Below are 14,108 nucleotides of genomic sequence, written 5' to 3'. Positions count from 1 at the left end.
GCCGCGCATGGCGCTGAACCCCCGGCTGGAACTGCGCGCGCAGCAGAAGCTGGCGCTGACCCCGACCCTGCGCACCCGTCTGGGCATCCTGCGCATGGCGCCCGCCGAGCTGGACGAGACCCTCGCCGCCGAAGCCGCGCGCAATCCCTTCCTGCGCTATGAGCGTCGCTATCAGGGCGGAGGCGTGCCGGCCGGGGCCGAGGAAAGCCTGCAGGCGCAGGAGGCCCCGTTTCAGGAGGATCTGCGCCGGCAGGTGGTACGCATGGGCCTGCCGGAGCGGATGCAAGCGCTGGTCCTGCTGTTGATCACCGAGCTTCGCGGCGATGGCTATCTGGACGCCGGGCTGGACGAACTGGCCCGCGAATACGGGTTGGACGAGGGTGACCTGGCCGAAGCCCTGACGCATCTGCAGCGTTGCGAGCCGGCGGGCGTCGGCGCGCGTAACCTTCCCGAATGTCTGGAACTGCAATTGCTGGAGCTGGGGCTGCCCCGGCCCGAGGCGCGCGCCACCGTCGGCTTGCTGCCGCAATTCGCGCGGATGGAATGGAAGCGGATCGGCACGGCGCTGGGCCTCGACCCGGAAGGGGTACGGAGCCGGGCGCGTCTGTTGCGCTCGCTCTCGCCGCATCCGGTGCCGGACGCCGCGCCGGCGGAGACCGAAACCGCCGTGCTGATCGCCGATCTGCGGCTGGTCCGGCCGGAGGGGGGCGAGACGAACGCACCGGTGATCGAACTGGCCGATCCGGGCCGCGGGGGGCCTCGGCTGGACCTCGCGATGGTTCAAAAAGCCGCGACCGAGGACTTCGCGCCCGAGCTTCTCGCTCGCGCCCGCGCGCTGCTTTCCGCGCTGGAACAGCGGGGGCGAACGCTGGCCCGGATCGGTGCTTGGCTGCTGGAAACACAGGCGGAATTCTTCCGTGACGGGGCGGGCGCGATGGCCCCCGCGACGCAATTGGAGCTGGCGCAGGCGCTGGAATTGCACCCCTCGACCATCAGCCGCGCCCTTGCTGGCAAGGCGATCGATGTCGATGGCCGGCTGATGCCGCTGACCGAGTTCTTCTCGACCGCGCTGCCGGGCCCGGAGGGGGCGATTTCAGCGCGTGCGGTCCAGCGACGCATCGCCGAGCTGGTCGCTGCCGAACCCCCGCGAAAGCCCCTGTCCGATGAAGCGCTGGTTAATCTGTTGCGCGAGCAGGGCGTTGACATCGCCCGTCGAACTGTCGCCAAATACCGACAAGGCCTGCGCATCCCCTCTTCCTCGACGCGCCGTCGACTGGCCGAAACCAGGGACGGAGCCCGAACCGGGGGATGACCGCAACGACAGGCCGAATGGGCAGGCATGCCCGGCGCCACGTCGGCCCGGGCCCCCTGTCGTCAGAAGGAGAGGTCCATGCGGTACCAGATCAGCGGAAAACAGCTTGATGTCGGTGAAGCGCTGCAGACGCACGTGAAGAACGAGCTCGGCAACGTGATGGAGAAATATTCCCAGCGCCCGACCGACGCCAACATCGTGTTTTCCCGTGATGCGCACACCTATGTGTGCGAATCGACCGTCCATCTCAGCACCGGCCTGACCGCTCAGGCCAAGGGCCAGGCCAATGATGTCTATGCTGCGTTCGATGCCTGTTGCGAACGCATGGACAAGCAACTTCGCCGTTACAAGCGCCGTCTGAAGGACCATCACCGCGATCGGAGCGGCCCGGTTGAATTCGCCGGGGCTTCCTCGTATATCCTCGCCGCTGAAGAAGGGGCCGAGGGCGATGAGCCGGACAGCCTGCAGCCGATGATCATTGCCGAGATGGAAGCACGTATTCCGTCGATCTCGGCCGGTGAGGCGGTCATGCAGATGGAACTGGCGCATGCACCCGTCCTGGTATTCCGCAACGAGCGGCATGGCGGACTGAACGTGGTCTACCGTCGCGAGGACGGCAATATCGGGTGGATCGACCCGCAATGAACAAAGGGACGGCCTCCGGCAGATTGCCGGGGGCCGCGCCCATCAAGCGTTAGGCAGGAGCACTGCATGGAACTGGCCGAACTGTTGACCCCCGGAGCGATCCGGGTCTGCAACGGCGTCAAGAGCAAGAAACGGCTCTTTCAGGATCTCGCCGAGATCGCTGGCGTCGCGCACGGGATCGACGAAGCGGCGGCCATTGATGCCTTGCAAGAACGCGAAAGCCTCGGGCCGACCGGCGTTGGCCATGGCGTGGCCCTGCCGCATGCGCGTATCGACGGCATCGAATCGGTGCGCGGCATCTTCTTCCGGCTGGACCGCCCGCTGGATTACGGCTCGGTCGACCGCGCGCCGGTGGATCTGGTCTTCGCGCTGTTCGCCCCGCGTGACGCGGGTGTGGAGCATCTGAAGGCGCTGGCCCTCGTCTCGCGCACTTTGCGCGACCCGGCGATCTGCACCAAGCTGCGCGCCAATGAAGAGACCGACAAGCTCTTCGCCATCCTCACCCAGACCGCCGACACCAAGGCCGCCTGAGCCCGTTCAGAACGGAACAGGGGCCTTGAAGGTCAGCGCCGCGCCCGTCATCGGATGGCGCAGGCGCAACTCCTCGGCATGCAGCATGAGGCGCGGGTGCTCCAGCGCCGCGCCCGTGGCATAGAGCGGATCGCCCAGGATCGGGTGCCCCAGCGCCAGCATATGCACCCGTAGCTGGTGACTGCGCCCGGTCAGCGGCTTCAGCGCGACGCGGGCGTTCTCGCCCTCCAGCGCCAGCACTTTCCAATCCGTCTGCGCGGGCTTGCCGTTCTCTGGATCGACATGCTGCTTCGGACGGTTCGGCCAGTCCACGCAAAGCGGCAGGTCCACGCGCCCCTTCTCCTCGGCCGGGTGGCCGGCGATACGGGCGATGTAGCGTTTCTGCGTCTTGCGGTGCTCGAATTGCTGGCCCAGATGCGCCTGCGCCTGCGGGGTCAGCCCGAAGACGATCACGCCCGAGGTGTCGCAATCCAGTCGATGCACCAGCCGGACCTCGGGAAAGGCGGTCTTCAGCCGGGCGATCAGGCAGTCCTGCTTGTCCTCGCCGCGACCTGGCACCGACAAAAGCCCCGAGGCCTTGTCGACCACGAGGATGTCGTCGTCCTGATACAGGATCACGGGATCGCCCGCGGGCGGGTCATAGGGTCGGAAGATCATGCCGCCTGCCTAGCGCCAACCCGGGGTTCAGTCCAGCGCGCGCAGAAGCTTGCGCTCCAAGGGCGCCAACACGCCGCCGCGCAGGCTGGCCCCACGTTTGAGCACCTGTCCCTCCGGCCCGATCAGCGCGTAGAGCCCCTGCTTCTGACGCAGGGCCGGGATCTTCTCGACGCGGTAGAGCGGGTTCTCGGCGGCGCGGCGGAAGATCGAGAACACGGCGCGTTCCCGCAGGCAGGAGATGCCGTAGTCGCGCCACAGACCGGCGGCGACATACCGACCGTAGACCGCGAGGATCTCGCCCATCTCGAACCGGTCGAAAGCGACCTGCTCGACGTAGCCACGCCCCTGTGGGGACCCGATGTTTTGCACGTTCATGTCAAAAACGTGACTCTCGGACGGGGCGAAATCAAGCGCCCAGCCGTGCTGCCGGGCGCTTTTTCGCTGCAAATGCGCAAGTTGATCGGTGTCCCGCCAAGGAATCGCCGGGTTTCAGCAGCATGCTGACCGGGTCGTGGCAGGGAAGATACCTCTTGAAGGGCCCCCACCCGGACAGGGGCATCGGGCCCCCTTTCTCGGCGCGAACGACAGGACCGGGCGCCCTTTGCGTCCGGTCCCCACGCGTTCGGGTCAAGCGCTCTGGTCAGCCGCAGCTGATGGCCACCACGCGCTGACGGTTCTCACGGTCCACCACGACGTTCACGCGGCTGGGGTTGTTGTCCATGGTGATCGGATCGCCATCCGCATAGACGCGCACCGGGCCGGGGGCGGGGAAGGGCTGCGGCGCGACCGATCCGACGAAGCCCTGCAGGCTGCTGGCACCACAAGGGTCCGAGGCGCTGGTGGGCAGGCTCATCTCGGGTTCGGGCGCGGGCTGGGCGATCGGCGGCGACATCGGAGCCGGGTTGGGCGCCGGTGCGGCCGGCGGCGTGGCTTCAATGGCGGCGGGCGGTGAATAATAGGCGGCGGGTTGCATCGGGGTCATCTGGCAGGCGGCGAGCAGGCTGGCGGCTCCGACGAGGAAAAACGGCTTCACGATCGGGATTCCTTTCAACAAGACATGCGGCGCCAAGGGGTGGCGCCTCTGGACAGCTACGGATCAAACCCATATCTCGCGAGAATGGCCCAGAAAAAGCACGACCCCAACAGCAAAGTGATCGCCGAGAACCGGCGCGCCCGCTTCGATTACTTCATCGAGGACGATCTCGAGTGCGGAATCGTGCTCATGGGGAGCGAGGTGAAGTCCCTGCGCGAGGGCGGCGCGAACATTGCCGAGAGCTATGCCTCGGTCGAAGAGGGCGAGCTGTGGCTGATCAACTCGGCCGTCGCACCCTATGCACAGGCCAAGACCTGGGGCCACGAGGAACGCCGCAAGCGCAAGCTCTTGGTGAGCCGTCGTGAATTGGCGCGGCTTTGGGCGGCGGTGGCCAAGGACGGCATGACGCTGGTGCCGATCGTGATGTATTTCAACGACAAGGGCCGGGTGAAGCTGAAGATCGGCATCGCCAAGGGCAAGAAGCTGCACGACAAGCGCGAGACCTCGGCCAAGCGCGACTGGGACCGCCAGAAGCGCCGCCTGCTGAAAGAGCAGGGCTGACCCTCCGGCCGGCACACTGGTTGGCAGGCGCCGCGTGAGTATTTGGAACAAGGTGAGGGGGCAATTGAGTCAAATTTGATTCAATTCGCGTCAGCCCGCCCCGACGCGCCACCCTGCCTTCATCTTTACTCTGAAAATATCCACGGGGTTTCCAAAGGGGGGCGTGCCCCCCTTGGCGCGGGAGCGCGAGGGGCGCGGAGCCCCTCGCACATAGACTCAGGCGCGGACCAGCTTCTCGTAGCTGTCCGAGACCTTGCGGGTCAGATCACCCACCTGGAAATGATACTCGCCGATCTGGCCCACCGGGGTGACCTCGGCCGCGGTGCCGGTCAGCCAGCATTCCGAGAAGGACGCCAGTTCCTCGGGCATGATGTGACGCTCGACCACTTCCAGACCCATGTCCTTTAGCATGCCGATCACCGTCTGACGCGTGATGCCGTTCAGGAATGCATCGGCCAGGGGCGTATGGACCACGCCGTCCTTGACGAAGAACACATTGGCGCCGGTCGCTTCGGCGACATAGCCGCGGTAATCCATGAACAGCGCGTCCGAGCAGCCCTTGGCCTCGGCCGCATGCTTGGACATGGTGCAGATCATGTAGAGACCGGCGGCCTTGGCGGCGGTCGGGATCGTCTCGGGCGAGGGGCGCTTCCACTTGGCGATGTCGAGCTTCGCGCCCTGCCATTTGGCGTCGCCGTAGTAGGCGCCCCATTCCCAACCAGCGACGGCCAGCCGCACCGGGTTGCGCGAGGCCGAGACGCCCATGTCCTCACCGGCACCGCGCCAGGCGACCGCGCGCACATAGGCGTCGGTCCAGCCATTGGCCTTCAGCATCGAATATTTGGCCTCTTCGATCTGGTCGACCGAATAGGGGATCTCCATGTCCAGCAGGCGGCCGGATTCAATCAGCCGGGCCGAATGTTCCCGCGATTTGAAGATCTTGCCGGAATAGCAGCGCTCGCCTTCGAAGACCGACGAGGCATAATGCATGGCATGGGTCAGGATATGGACCTTGGCATCGCGCCACGGCACGAGCGTGCCATCCATCCAGATATAGCCGTCCCGATCGTCATACGCGCCCGCCATCCGAGTCTCCCTTGGCAAGAATTTCGAAAGTTGCGCCAGACAAGTTCGGAGCGGACATAATCTTGCGCCAACCGGCGGGTTTGCTAACAATTGATTCTTGGAAAGTCAACAAGGCTGACTTAAGACGGGGCGCACCGAAATTCAGCGGTCTGAGACGGGAGAGCATGATGGCGGACGGCACGACAGGAGGCGAGAACCTGCTGTTCCTGACGGACGAGCAGCTGCGCAAGGGCATCGAGGCGATGTTCTTCGCCTATCGCGGATTCACCGCCGATCCCGACCGGATTCTGGCCGATATGTCCTATGGCCGCGCCCATCACCGGGCGTTGCACTTCATCAACCGCTCGCGCGGGACCACGGTGAACAACCTGCTGGCCGTGCTGGGCGTGACCAAGCAATCGCTGAACCGCGTGCTGCGGACGCTGATCGAGGATGGCCTCGTGGAATCCCGTGTCGGGCGTGAGGATCGTCGTGAGCGGCACCTCTATCTGACCGCCGAGGGGGCCGAGTTGGAGCGCCAGCTCTCGGAAGCGCAGCGCGCGCGGATGCGGGCGGCTTATCGCGCCGCCGGGCCGCAGGCGGTGGCGGGGTTCCGGCAGGTGCTGGAGGCGATGATGGATGACTCGATCCGCAGCCACTACACGGCGTTGAAGGACGGGCGGCCATGACTGCCGATCTGGCCCCGGTTCCGCAGGACCAGACGGCGCATCTGCTGATCGTCGATGACGACGAGCGGATCCGCGAGCTGCTCAAGCGCTATCTGGTGAAGCAGGGCTTCATGGTGACGGCGGCGCGCGATGCGGCGCAGGCGCGGCGCTTGCTGTCCGGGCTGGCCTTCGACCTGATCGTGCTGGACGTGATGATGCCGGGCGAGGACGGCGTGGCGCTGACGCAATGGCTGCGCGGCGAGATGGCGACGCCGGTGATCCTGCTGACCGCGCGCGGCGAGGCCAAGGACCGCATCACCGGGTTCGAGGCCGGGGCCGACGATTACATCCCCAAACCATTCGAACCGCGCGAGCTGGTGCTGCGCATCAACGCGATCCTGCGCCGCGCCCCGCGCCCCGACAGCGCCGCCAATGCGCAGCCGGTGCTGATGCTCGGCGCGCTGCGCTATGAGATCGAAACGGGCGAACTGCGAGACGGCAGCGATCCGGTTCGTCTGACCCAGACCGAATCGGCCCTGATGCGGATCCTTGCGGCGAAGCATGGGCAGGTCGTCAGTCGCGAGGCTCTGGTCGATCAGCTGGGCCGCGAACGGGGCCTTGGCGCCGAAACCGCGCAGGAGCGGGCGGTCGATGTGCAGATCACCCGTCTGCGTCGCAAGCTGGAGGTCGATCCGCGTCGCCCGCGCTATCTGCAGACGGTGCGCGGCGAGGGGTATATGCTGACAACGGGATGACACTCGGGCGGTTCGGGTGCCCGCGACCGGGTGATTCCACGGGCGAAACCGCATGACGGGACGGCAATGCGCGGATCCTTGAAATTCGTGCGAAAAAAATGGTCGATTGTGCCTTGACCCCAGACCCGGTTCTTTCTAGTTAGCCTCCCACAGTGGGCCGGTAGCTCAGCGGTAGAGCAACTGACTTTTAATCAGTTGGCCATAGGTTCGATCCCTATCCGGCTCACCACTTTCCTTCCAAGGGCCCGGGCGGCAACGCCCGGGCCCTTGAGGTTTTTCCGGGCCTGATTTCGCGGTTCTCACGCCAAATCCGCCCGTTTTTCCCCCAATTCCCCGCCCCATCGCCCTTCCGGCGGGCGTCTGGCCTCCGTCGCTTCGATTCGCCTTGGGACTTGGCGGCGCGGGCGACGGCCTCTCCCTCATGCTGCGTTGCAGAACCGTCAACGAATCGTCACGCAAGTGTCTCGTCCCGGGGGCAGGTTGCGCGCGAGAGCAGAGAGACCAGGTTCCCGATGTCCCACCGCCCGAATGCCGCCGCCGTCGCCGATCATCGACCTAGCCCCCGTGCCTGCCGCAGCCTGTTCCTGTCGGATCTTCACCTTGGCGCGCTGGGCTCCAAATCGGACCGCGTACTGGACTTCCTCAAGGCGCATCGGGCCGAGACCTATTTCCTTGTTGGGGATGTGCTGGACCTGTGGCAACCGCTGCTGCCGCATTGGACGGACGAGGATCAGGCGGTCATCGATCACCTGAACCAGCGGCAGGCCGAGGGCGCGACCCTGGTCTATCTGCGCGGCAATCACGATCCGCATCCCCATCGCGCGCCGAAAGCGGCCCGCCCGAGGGTCGAGGCAATCGACCGGCTGATCCACCGCGCCGCCAACGGCAAGCGCTACCTCGTGATCCACGGCGATTGCGTCGATGCCCGCCTGTTCCGCGCCCATGTCTTCACCCGCCTCGGCAGCCGTCTGGACCATGCCCTGCGCAGCCTCGACCGGGTGTTGCAGCGGCTGTGGCGGCAATCGCCGGGCGAAGCGCGATCCTGGGTCGAGGCCCTGCTGGGGTCAATCAACACGCTGATGCATGCCGGGCGGACGCATGAGCGCAAGCTTGTCGACCTCGCCCGGGCCGAGGGGCTGGACGGCGTGATCTGCGGTCATTTCCACCTTGCCGGCCTGCATGACGAACTGGGCCTGACCTATGCCAATTGCGGCGATTGGGTCGACAGCACCAGCGGCATCGTCGAGGGCTTCGACGGCCGCCTGCAACTGGTCTTCGCGCCCGAGCCCGAGACCGCAACCGACACTGCCACCGCGCCCCTGCCGGCGCATGGCGACCTGCTGGAGGCCTGAGATGGCATTGTTGCTGGCATTGGGCGCGGCCACCTTCCTTGGGCTGCATCTGGGCACCGTCGCGCTGTACTGGCGTCGGCTGGGCCAGAAGCGGCAGCGCGACGGGGTGTTGGGCCAGCCGCATGTGACCCTGCTGCGGCCGGTCTGTGGGATCGACCCTTTCGACGCCGAGACGCTGGCATCGAGCTTCACGCAGGATTACCCGTCCTATGACATCATCTTCTGCGCGCAGGATCCGCGCGACCCGGTGATCCCGCTGGTTCGCGACCTGATCGAGCGCCACCCGCAGGTCTCCGCCAAGCTGCTGATCGGTTCGGATCCGGTTACCCGGAACCCCAAGCTGAACAACCTGTGGAAGGGCTGGCAGGCGGCGTGGTCGGACTGGATCTGCATGGCCGATGCCAATCTGCTGCTGCCGCGCGATTATCTGTCGGTGGTCGTCGGGTGCTGGGACGCCGAGACGGGCCTCGTGTCCTCGCCGCCCGTCGGCATCCGGCCCGAGGGCTGGGGCGGGCATCTGGAATGCGCGATCCTCAATTCCAATCAGGCGCGGCTGCAACTGGCGGCCGACAGCCTCGGCGACGGCTATACGCAGGGCAAGACGATGTTCGTCAACCGCGTGTTGCTGGAGCGTGAGGGCGGTTTCGCCGCGCTGGGCCGGTATCTGGCCGAAGACGCCGCCGCGACCCGCCTTGTGCGCGGGGCAGGGCTGAAGGTCCGCCTGACGCCGTTGCCGTTCACCCAGCCGGTCGGGCGCCGGGGTTTGCGGCAAGTCTGGGACCGGCAGTTGCGCTGGAGCCGCGTGCGCCGCGATGCCTTCCCCGGCCTGTTCCTGATGGAGATCCTGAACGGCGCCCTCGTGCCCGCGCTGCTGGCCTTCGCCGCTGCAGGGCCCGAGGCCGGGGTGCCCTTCCTGCTGGCGTGGTACGGGGCCGAGATCGCCCTGATCCGCGCCGCCCGTTGGCCCGGTGGCTGGCGTGACCTTACCGTGCTGCCTCTGCGCGACCTGATGCTGCCGGCGCTGTGGCTGGCCACCTTCGCCCGCCGGGGCTTTGACTGGCGCGGCACGGCCATGGGCGCGGACGAGACTCCGCGCGGCCCTGAGAGGGGACCGGTGATCGCACCGGCGGAATAATGGGAAATGCCGATCTTCTGGCCCTGATCCAGGATCACGGCCTGCTGCTGATGGCGCCTCTGGCGCTGGTCGAGGGGCCGATCGTCTCGGTTTTGGGCGGATACCTCGCCGGGCGGGGGCTGATGTCGCTGAGTGGCCTCTTGGTGGTTGTGGTCCTCGCCGATCTGCTGGGCGACGCGCTGCTCTATGGGGTCGGGCGTCAGGGCGGGCGGCTGCTGCCGGCCCGGCTGCGCGAGCGGCTGATCGCCCGCAATGCCCGCCTGCAGGAGCGTCTGAAGCGCGAGATCGAGGATCATGGCACCCGGCTGCTGGTCATCGGCAAGCTGACCCATGGGGCGGGCTTCGCGGTTCTGATGGCCGCCGGTGCCGCGCGCTATCCGTTCTGGCGCTTCCTCCTTGTCAACTTGCTGGCGACGCTTGTGAAATCCGGGGCCTTGGTGGCCTTGGGATGGTGGATGGGCGATCAATGGCAGCATGCCGAGCTGTGGCTCGACCGCACCATCGTGCTCGTCGTGGCGCTGGCGCTGCTGGGCTTCGGCCTGTGGCTGCATTGTGGGCGCGAGGGGCGGGCATGACGCGGCTCACCTGCCTCATCCCCGCCTGGAACGAAGCGGCTCGTCTGCCGGGCGTCCTGCGCGCCGTGGCCGGGCATCCGTTGTTGGACCGGGTGCTGGTGGTCGATGACGGCTCGACCGACGGCACCGCCGCTGTGGCCCGGGCCATGGGTGTCGAGGTGCTGGAGATGCCGGTCAACAGCGGCAAGACCGCCGCGCTGGCCATGGGCATCGCCGCGCTGGACGGCGATCATGTGATGCTGCTGGACGCCGACCTGATCGGCCTGACGCCGGAGGCTGTGACCAAGCTGGCGCGCCCGGTGCTGGACGGTCACGCGGGGGCCAGCCTGTCCCTGCGCGGCAATGCGCCGGGGGTCTGGCGGGCGATTGGGGTCGATTACATCAGCGGCGAGCGGGTGCTGCCGGTCTCCCTGCTGAAAGAGGTCGCCCCGCAATTGGCCACCCTGCCGCGCTTCGGGTTCGAGGTCTTCCTGAACCGGGCGCTGCGGGCGCGGGGCCTCTCGGTCGCCGTGGTCGGCTGGCCGGGGGTCTCCAGCCCGTGGAAGTCGCAAAAGCAGGGCATGTGGCGGGGCCTGAAGGGCGATGCCGGGATGATCCGCGACATCCTGCGCTGTCAGACCCCGCGCGAGCTGATGGCCCAGATCCTCTGGCTGAAGCGTCAGCAGGCCAAGGACGCGGCCTAAGCCGGGGGCGACCTAGATCGCCCGCCAGAACCGCGCGTGCAGGGCTATGGCGGCGGCCGTGAGACCCACGACCAGCCCCAGCCAGATGCCGATCCCGCCCATCCCGGCGAGGAAGCCGAGGCCATAGCCCGCCGGGATGCCGATCAGCCAATAGGCCACGGCGGCGATGATCATCGGCTGCTGCGTGTCCTGCATCCCGCGCAGAAGCCCCATCGCCATGACCTGCCCACTGTCGGCCAGCTGGAACAGCGCGGCCACCATCAGCAGGGTCACGCCGAGCGGGATGATCAGATCGCGTTCGGGATCGTCGGGCTTGATGAACAGGCCGACCATCTGCTCGGCCATCAGGAAGTAGATCAACATCGTCGTCACCGCGAACAGGATCGACAGCGCGACCGAGGCCAGCGCGGCCTCCTTCAGTGCCTGCGCATCGGCCTTCCCGCGCGCCCTACCAACCAGCACCGTCGCGGCGTTCGACAGGCCCAGATGGACCATGAAGAACATCGCGGTGATCTCCAGCGCGATGGAATGCGCGGCGAGGGTGTTCTTGCCCAGCCAGCCCATCATCACCGCCGAGGCCGAGAACAGCGCGGATTCCGACAACAACGCGAGGCCGATCGGCAGACCCAGCGCATTCACCTGCCGCATGGCGCCCCAATCGGCGCGCCAGAAGCGGGTGAACAGCTGGTAATGCCGCAACGCCGGCAACCACAGCGCATAGGCCAGCAGCACGACCATCGTCACCACCTGCACCAGCAGCGAGGCCACGGCCGCGCCGCGCGCGCCCATCTCGGGGAAGCCAAGGTTGCCGAAGATCAGCACCCAGTTGACGCCCACGTTGACGAACACCGCCAGCACCGTGACCCAAAGCACCACCTGGGTGCGCCCCAGCGCCGCGAGGTAGCTCTTCAGCACCATGGCGATCAGCGCCGGGCCAAGGCCGAAGCCCACGACCGACAGATAGGCCCCGCCGAGGCGAGCCACATCGGCCTCTTGCCCCAAGGCGTTCAAGATCGGCGTCGAGAACAGGAAGATCGGCAGCGCCACGATGAAATAGGCGATGGACAGCCACATACCCATACGCGTGACCCGGCGGACCTCGGTGTCGCGGTCGGCGGCGGCATGGGTCGCCACCATCGGCATCACCGCCTGCGCATAGCCCATGCCCAGCGTGAACAGCACGAAGAACATCGTCGCGCCCAATGCACCGGCTGCAAGATCGGTGACGCTGTACCAGCCCAGCATGATCGTGTCGGTGACATGCAGGGCGAATTGGGCGACATGGCTGCCAACGAGCGGCAGGCCCAGCACCAGAACGGCGCGCGCATTGGACAGGAAGCCGCGGCGGGCCTCGGGTTGAGCAGAAACTGACATGGGTGGGTTCCAACGAAAACGCCCGGCGTTGGGGCCGGGCGTGTTTTATGCCTGTGATTTGGGCAGGACGGAACCCCCTCGGGGCGGAATTTTAACCTGCGAAGCGATCGAACTCGGCCTTGGCACGAGCCCAGACGCCTTGGTCGATCTGGTCCAGCGTGCTGAGGCTGGGCAGCAATTGCGCGGCGTAATCCTGCGAGGCCTCGATCGGCAAAAGCGAGGGTAGGTTGTCGATCGCCATCACGTCGAGCGGGGGATTGTCATGCACCCGGACCACCGGCGCGGCCCAGTCGGTCGCGTGGTCATAGACCGGCACCGGGTTGTAATCACTGCCCGGATCGCAGGCGACATCGCCGATGGCGGTCAGCTGGCGCTGGGCCTCCAGCGCCGAGATGGGCACGAAGACCGGGCAGCCGGGACGGGCGAAGATGCAGTTGATGAAGAGGTCATGGGCCAGAACCTCGGGGAAGGGCCCGCCATGCGCGGTTTCGGCCATGTCCCAGCGGGTGACCTTCAGGCCCAGCCGCTCCAGCAGGTCCGCCGCCCCGGTGCCGACGCGGCCGAGCGCGCCGATGATGATCGCCGTGGGGCGTTTGTCGCCCAGATCCTTGGCCAGATCCGCCACCATCGCGTTCTGATCGGCATAGCGCGCGACCGGCGGGCAGATCCCGCCCGCCTGCTGCGCGGCCCAAGCCTTCACCGTCACGCCGGCCCCGGCGAACCCGGCCCAATAGCCGAAGGCGGCGACCCGGCGGCCAGTCTCGTCGACCAGCGATTCCAGATCATAGAGCGTGCCGCCCCCCGCCTTGAACCGCGCCAGCAGCGCCGGGCCGTCGGGTTGGCCCTTGTAGGCATGGCCGAACAGGATGTGGCGGTGCTTCAGCGGCGAGCCATCGGCGGGCAGCTCCTTCAGGCCGAAGATGATCGCGTCCGCGGGCGCCTCGGGCCAGCTGGCATAGGGCGCCACCTCGCAACCGGCGTCGAGATAGGGCTGCAGCGCCAGCGCGCGCACCGGGCTTTCCTCGACGGTGACGCGGAAACCCTTGGCGATCAGCGCGGCCGCGCCCTCGGGCGTAAGGCCGACGCGCTCCTCGTTGGGCCGCTGCTCGGCCCGGACCCACAGATGAACCATGTCAGACTCCGGAGAAAGTTTCCTTGAGGATCGCCGCCAGTTCGCGCGCATCCTCTTCGGTGAAGGCATCGGGCTGGTCGCTGTCGAGGTCGAACACCCCAATCAGGGCACCCGCCCCGTTGAGCACGGGCAGCACCAGTTCCGAGCGGGTGCTCGAGGCGCAGGCGATATGGCCGGGGAAGGCATCCACGTCGGGGACGAGCTGAACCTCGCCCGTGCGCGCCGCAGCACCGCAGACGCCCTTGTCGAAGGGGATCACCAGACAGCCATGCCCGCCCTGATAGGGCCCGATCTTCAGCACGCCCGGCTCGGTCACGCGGTAAAAGCCGGTCCAGTCGAAGCGGTCGTCCGAATGATGTACCTCGCAGGCGAGCGTGGCCATCAGCGCGACCGTGTCGGTCTCGCCATGGGCAAGGGCGCGGATCGTTTCGGCAAGGGCGGGATAGTCGGGCATCGAGGCCTCCGTTTCGCGGGTTCTTGCCATACTCCGGAAGGGGAAGAAAGGGGGCGCTGCCCCCTCGGCCTTCGGCCTCACCCCCGGGATATTTGAGGCACAAAGACAGGGACGTATCGCGCCGCCCCCAATCTTTACTCTCTAAATATCCCGGGGGTGAGAGGGCAGAGCCCCCT

At 67.0% G+C, this 14,108-nt stretch carries 17 protein-coding genes and 1 tRNA gene; 11 read left to right on the top strand and 7 right to left on the bottom strand.

Annotation, left to right across the window (positions count from 1 at the left end; all coding sequences use genetic code 11):
* Nucleotides 1-7 precede the first annotated feature (7 nt).
* From BCY78_RS09355 to BCY78_RS09345, 3 genes are all read left to right on the top strand, one after another.
* The gene (locus tag BCY78_RS09355; RefSeq protein ID WP_068300659.1) at nucleotides 8-1,312 is read left to right on the top strand and encodes an RNA polymerase sigma-54 factor; all 1,305 of its coding nucleotides are present in this window, start codon (nucleotides 8-10) and stop codon (nucleotides 1,310-1,312) included.
* Nucleotides 1,313-1,390: 78 nt separating this feature from the next.
* Nucleotides 1,391-1,957, top strand: coding sequence for a ribosome hibernation-promoting factor, HPF/YfiA family (gene hpf / locus BCY78_RS09350; RefSeq protein ID WP_068300655.1), 567 nt, complete (start codon nucleotides 1,391-1,393; stop codon nucleotides 1,955-1,957).
* Between the two features lie 66 nt (nucleotides 1,958-2,023).
* Entirely contained in the window at nucleotides 2,024-2,488 is a 465-nt protein-coding gene (locus BCY78_RS09345; protein WP_068300653.1) for a PTS sugar transporter subunit IIA, read from the top strand.
* A gap of 6 nt (nucleotides 2,489-2,494) precedes the next feature.
* Here the strand turns inward: BCY78_RS09345 and BCY78_RS09340 are convergent, their stop codons facing one another.
* The 3 genes from BCY78_RS09340 to BCY78_RS09330 all read right to left on the bottom strand — a co-directional run bounded on the left by BCY78_RS09340 (nucleotide 2,495) and on the right by BCY78_RS09330 (nucleotide 4,178).
* Complete coding sequence (locus BCY78_RS09340) at nucleotides 2,495-3,145, bottom strand: RluA family pseudouridine synthase (protein ID WP_068300651.1); 651 nt, start codon at nucleotides 3,143-3,145, stop codon at nucleotides 2,495-2,497.
* A gap of 27 nt (nucleotides 3,146-3,172) precedes the next feature.
* Nucleotides 3,173-3,520 (bottom strand): DUF2794 domain-containing protein, encoded by a 348-nt coding sequence (locus BCY78_RS09335; RefSeq protein WP_068300649.1) that lies wholly within the window; start codon nucleotides 3,518-3,520, stop codon nucleotides 3,173-3,175.
* 265 nt (nucleotides 3,521-3,785) lie between these two features.
* Nucleotides 3,786-4,178 (bottom strand): I78 family peptidase inhibitor, encoded by a 393-nt coding sequence (locus BCY78_RS09330; RefSeq protein WP_139103125.1) that lies wholly within the window; start codon nucleotides 4,176-4,178, stop codon nucleotides 3,786-3,788.
* 84 nt (nucleotides 4,179-4,262) lie between these two features.
* Between BCY78_RS09330 and smpB the strand changes: the two genes are divergently transcribed.
* Entirely contained in the window at nucleotides 4,263-4,739 is a 477-nt protein-coding gene (gene smpB / locus BCY78_RS09325) for an SsrA-binding protein SmpB (protein ID WP_068300645.1), read from the top strand.
* Between the two features lie 216 nt (nucleotides 4,740-4,955).
* On the opposite strand, the gene BCY78_RS09320 is transcribed toward smpB, so the two are convergent.
* On the bottom strand, nucleotides 4,956-5,825 hold the full coding sequence (locus BCY78_RS09320; RefSeq protein ID WP_068300644.1) for a branched-chain amino acid aminotransferase: 870 nt from the start codon (nucleotides 5,823-5,825) through the stop codon (nucleotides 4,956-4,958).
* A gap of 167 nt (nucleotides 5,826-5,992) precedes the next feature.
* Here BCY78_RS09320 and BCY78_RS09315 point away from each other — a divergent pair, with 167 nt between their 5' ends.
* The 7 genes from BCY78_RS09315 (at nucleotide 5,993) to BCY78_RS09285 (ending at nucleotide 10,972) form a co-directional block, all read left to right on the top strand.
* Nucleotides 5,993-6,493, top strand: coding sequence for a MarR family winged helix-turn-helix transcriptional regulator (locus BCY78_RS09315; protein ID WP_068300642.1), 501 nt, complete (start codon nucleotides 5,993-5,995; stop codon nucleotides 6,491-6,493).
* Complete coding sequence (locus tag BCY78_RS09310; RefSeq protein ID WP_068300640.1) at nucleotides 6,490-7,227, top strand: response regulator; 738 nt, start codon at nucleotides 6,490-6,492, stop codon at nucleotides 7,225-7,227. The genes BCY78_RS09315 and BCY78_RS09310 overlap by 4 nt, the downstream gene beginning before the upstream one ends.
* Before the next feature lie 154 nt (nucleotides 7,228-7,381).
* Nucleotides 7,382-7,456: transfer RNA gene (locus BCY78_RS09305), tRNA-Lys, on the top strand.
* A 283-nt stretch (nucleotides 7,457-7,739) separates the two neighbouring features.
* Nucleotides 7,740-8,579 carry a UDP-2,3-diacylglucosamine diphosphatase gene (locus tag BCY78_RS09300; RefSeq protein ID WP_068300638.1) on the top strand — a complete coding sequence of 280 codons (840 nt, stop codon included), beginning with the start codon at nucleotides 7,740-7,742 and terminating at the stop codon, nucleotides 8,577-8,579.
* Between the two features lies 1 nt (nucleotide 8,580).
* Nucleotides 8,581-9,714 (top strand): ceramide glucosyltransferase, encoded by a 1,134-nt coding sequence (locus BCY78_RS09295; protein WP_068300636.1) that lies wholly within the window; start codon nucleotides 8,581-8,583, stop codon nucleotides 9,712-9,714.
* A complete protein-coding gene (locus tag BCY78_RS09290) occupies nucleotides 9,714-10,289 on the top strand; it encodes a DedA family protein (protein ID WP_068300633.1) in 576 nt (191 codons plus the stop codon). The genes BCY78_RS09295 and BCY78_RS09290 overlap by 1 nt, the downstream gene beginning before the upstream one ends.
* Entirely contained in the window at nucleotides 10,286-10,972 is a 687-nt protein-coding gene (locus BCY78_RS09285; RefSeq protein ID WP_068300631.1) for a glycosyltransferase family 2 protein, read from the top strand. The genes BCY78_RS09290 and BCY78_RS09285 overlap by 4 nt, the downstream gene beginning before the upstream one ends.
* Before the next feature lie 12 nt (nucleotides 10,973-10,984).
* Here the strand turns inward: BCY78_RS09285 and BCY78_RS09280 are convergent, their stop codons facing one another.
* The 3 genes from BCY78_RS09280 to BCY78_RS09270 all read right to left on the bottom strand — a co-directional run bounded on the left by BCY78_RS09280 (nucleotide 10,985) and on the right by BCY78_RS09270 (nucleotide 13,932).
* Complete coding sequence (locus tag BCY78_RS09280) at nucleotides 10,985-12,346, bottom strand: MATE family efflux transporter (protein WP_068300630.1); 1,362 nt, start codon at nucleotides 12,344-12,346, stop codon at nucleotides 10,985-10,987.
* Nucleotides 12,347-12,437: 91 nt separating this feature from the next.
* Nucleotides 12,438-13,478 carry a saccharopine dehydrogenase gene (locus BCY78_RS09275; RefSeq protein ID WP_068300626.1) on the bottom strand — a complete coding sequence of 347 codons (1,041 nt, stop codon included), beginning with the start codon at nucleotides 13,476-13,478 and terminating at the stop codon, nucleotides 12,438-12,440.
* A 1-nt stretch (nucleotide 13,479) separates the two neighbouring features.
* Nucleotides 13,480-13,932: a GAF domain-containing protein gene (locus BCY78_RS09270; protein ID WP_068300624.1), complete on the bottom strand. Its 453-nt coding sequence runs from the start codon at nucleotides 13,930-13,932 to the stop codon at nucleotides 13,480-13,482.
* Between the last annotated feature and the right edge of the window lie 176 nt (nucleotides 13,933-14,108).

The organism is Pararhodobacter sp. CCB-MM2, from assembly GCF_001691415.1.
Lineage (GTDB): Bacteria > Pseudomonadota > Alphaproteobacteria > Rhodobacterales > Rhodobacteraceae > Pararhodobacter.
Note: the sequence above shows the minus strand (reverse complement) of the source record. Positions and strands in the feature narration are given on the sequence as shown.

Excerpts from the sequence above, each read along its gene's own strand:
- BCY78_RS09355 (WP_068300659.1), top strand. The coding sequence starts at position 8 with ATGGCGCTGAACCCCCGGCTGGAACTGCGCGCGCAGCAGAAGCTGGCG.
- hpf (WP_068300655.1), top strand. The coding sequence starts at position 1,391 with ATGCGGTACCAGATCAGCGGAAAACAGCTTGATGTCGGTGAAGCGCTG.
- BCY78_RS09345 (WP_068300653.1), top strand. The coding sequence starts at position 2,024 with ATGGAACTGGCCGAACTGTTGACCCCCGGAGCGATCCGGGTCTGCAAC.
- BCY78_RS09340 (WP_068300651.1), bottom strand. The coding sequence starts at position 3,145 with ATGATCTTCCGACCCTATGACCCGCCCGCGGGCGATCCCGTGATCCTG.
- BCY78_RS09335 (WP_068300649.1), bottom strand. The coding sequence starts at position 3,520 with ATGAACGTGCAAAACATCGGGTCCCCACAGGGGCGTGGCTACGTCGAG.
- smpB (WP_068300645.1), top strand. The coding sequence starts at position 4,263 with ATGGCCCAGAAAAAGCACGACCCCAACAGCAAAGTGATCGCCGAGAAC.
- BCY78_RS09320 (WP_068300644.1), bottom strand. The coding sequence starts at position 5,825 with ATGGCGGGCGCGTATGACGATCGGGACGGCTATATCTGGATGGATGGC.
- BCY78_RS09315 (WP_068300642.1), top strand. The coding sequence starts at position 5,993 with ATGGCGGACGGCACGACAGGAGGCGAGAACCTGCTGTTCCTGACGGAC.
- BCY78_RS09310 (WP_068300640.1), top strand. The coding sequence starts at position 6,490 with ATGACTGCCGATCTGGCCCCGGTTCCGCAGGACCAGACGGCGCATCTG.
- BCY78_RS09300 (WP_068300638.1), top strand. The coding sequence starts at position 7,740 with ATGTCCCACCGCCCGAATGCCGCCGCCGTCGCCGATCATCGACCTAGC.
- BCY78_RS09295 (WP_068300636.1), top strand. The coding sequence starts at position 8,581 with ATGGCATTGTTGCTGGCATTGGGCGCGGCCACCTTCCTTGGGCTGCAT.
- BCY78_RS09290 (WP_068300633.1), top strand. The coding sequence starts at position 9,714 with ATGGGAAATGCCGATCTTCTGGCCCTGATCCAGGATCACGGCCTGCTG.
- BCY78_RS09285 (WP_068300631.1), top strand. The coding sequence starts at position 10,286 with ATGACGCGGCTCACCTGCCTCATCCCCGCCTGGAACGAAGCGGCTCGT.
- BCY78_RS09280 (WP_068300630.1), bottom strand. The coding sequence starts at position 12,346 with ATGTCAGTTTCTGCTCAACCCGAGGCCCGCCGCGGCTTCCTGTCCAAT.
- BCY78_RS09275 (WP_068300626.1), bottom strand. The coding sequence starts at position 13,478 with ATGGTTCATCTGTGGGTCCGGGCCGAGCAGCGGCCCAACGAGGAGCGC.
- BCY78_RS09270 (WP_068300624.1), bottom strand. The coding sequence starts at position 13,932 with ATGCCCGACTATCCCGCCCTTGCCGAAACGATCCGCGCCCTTGCCCAT.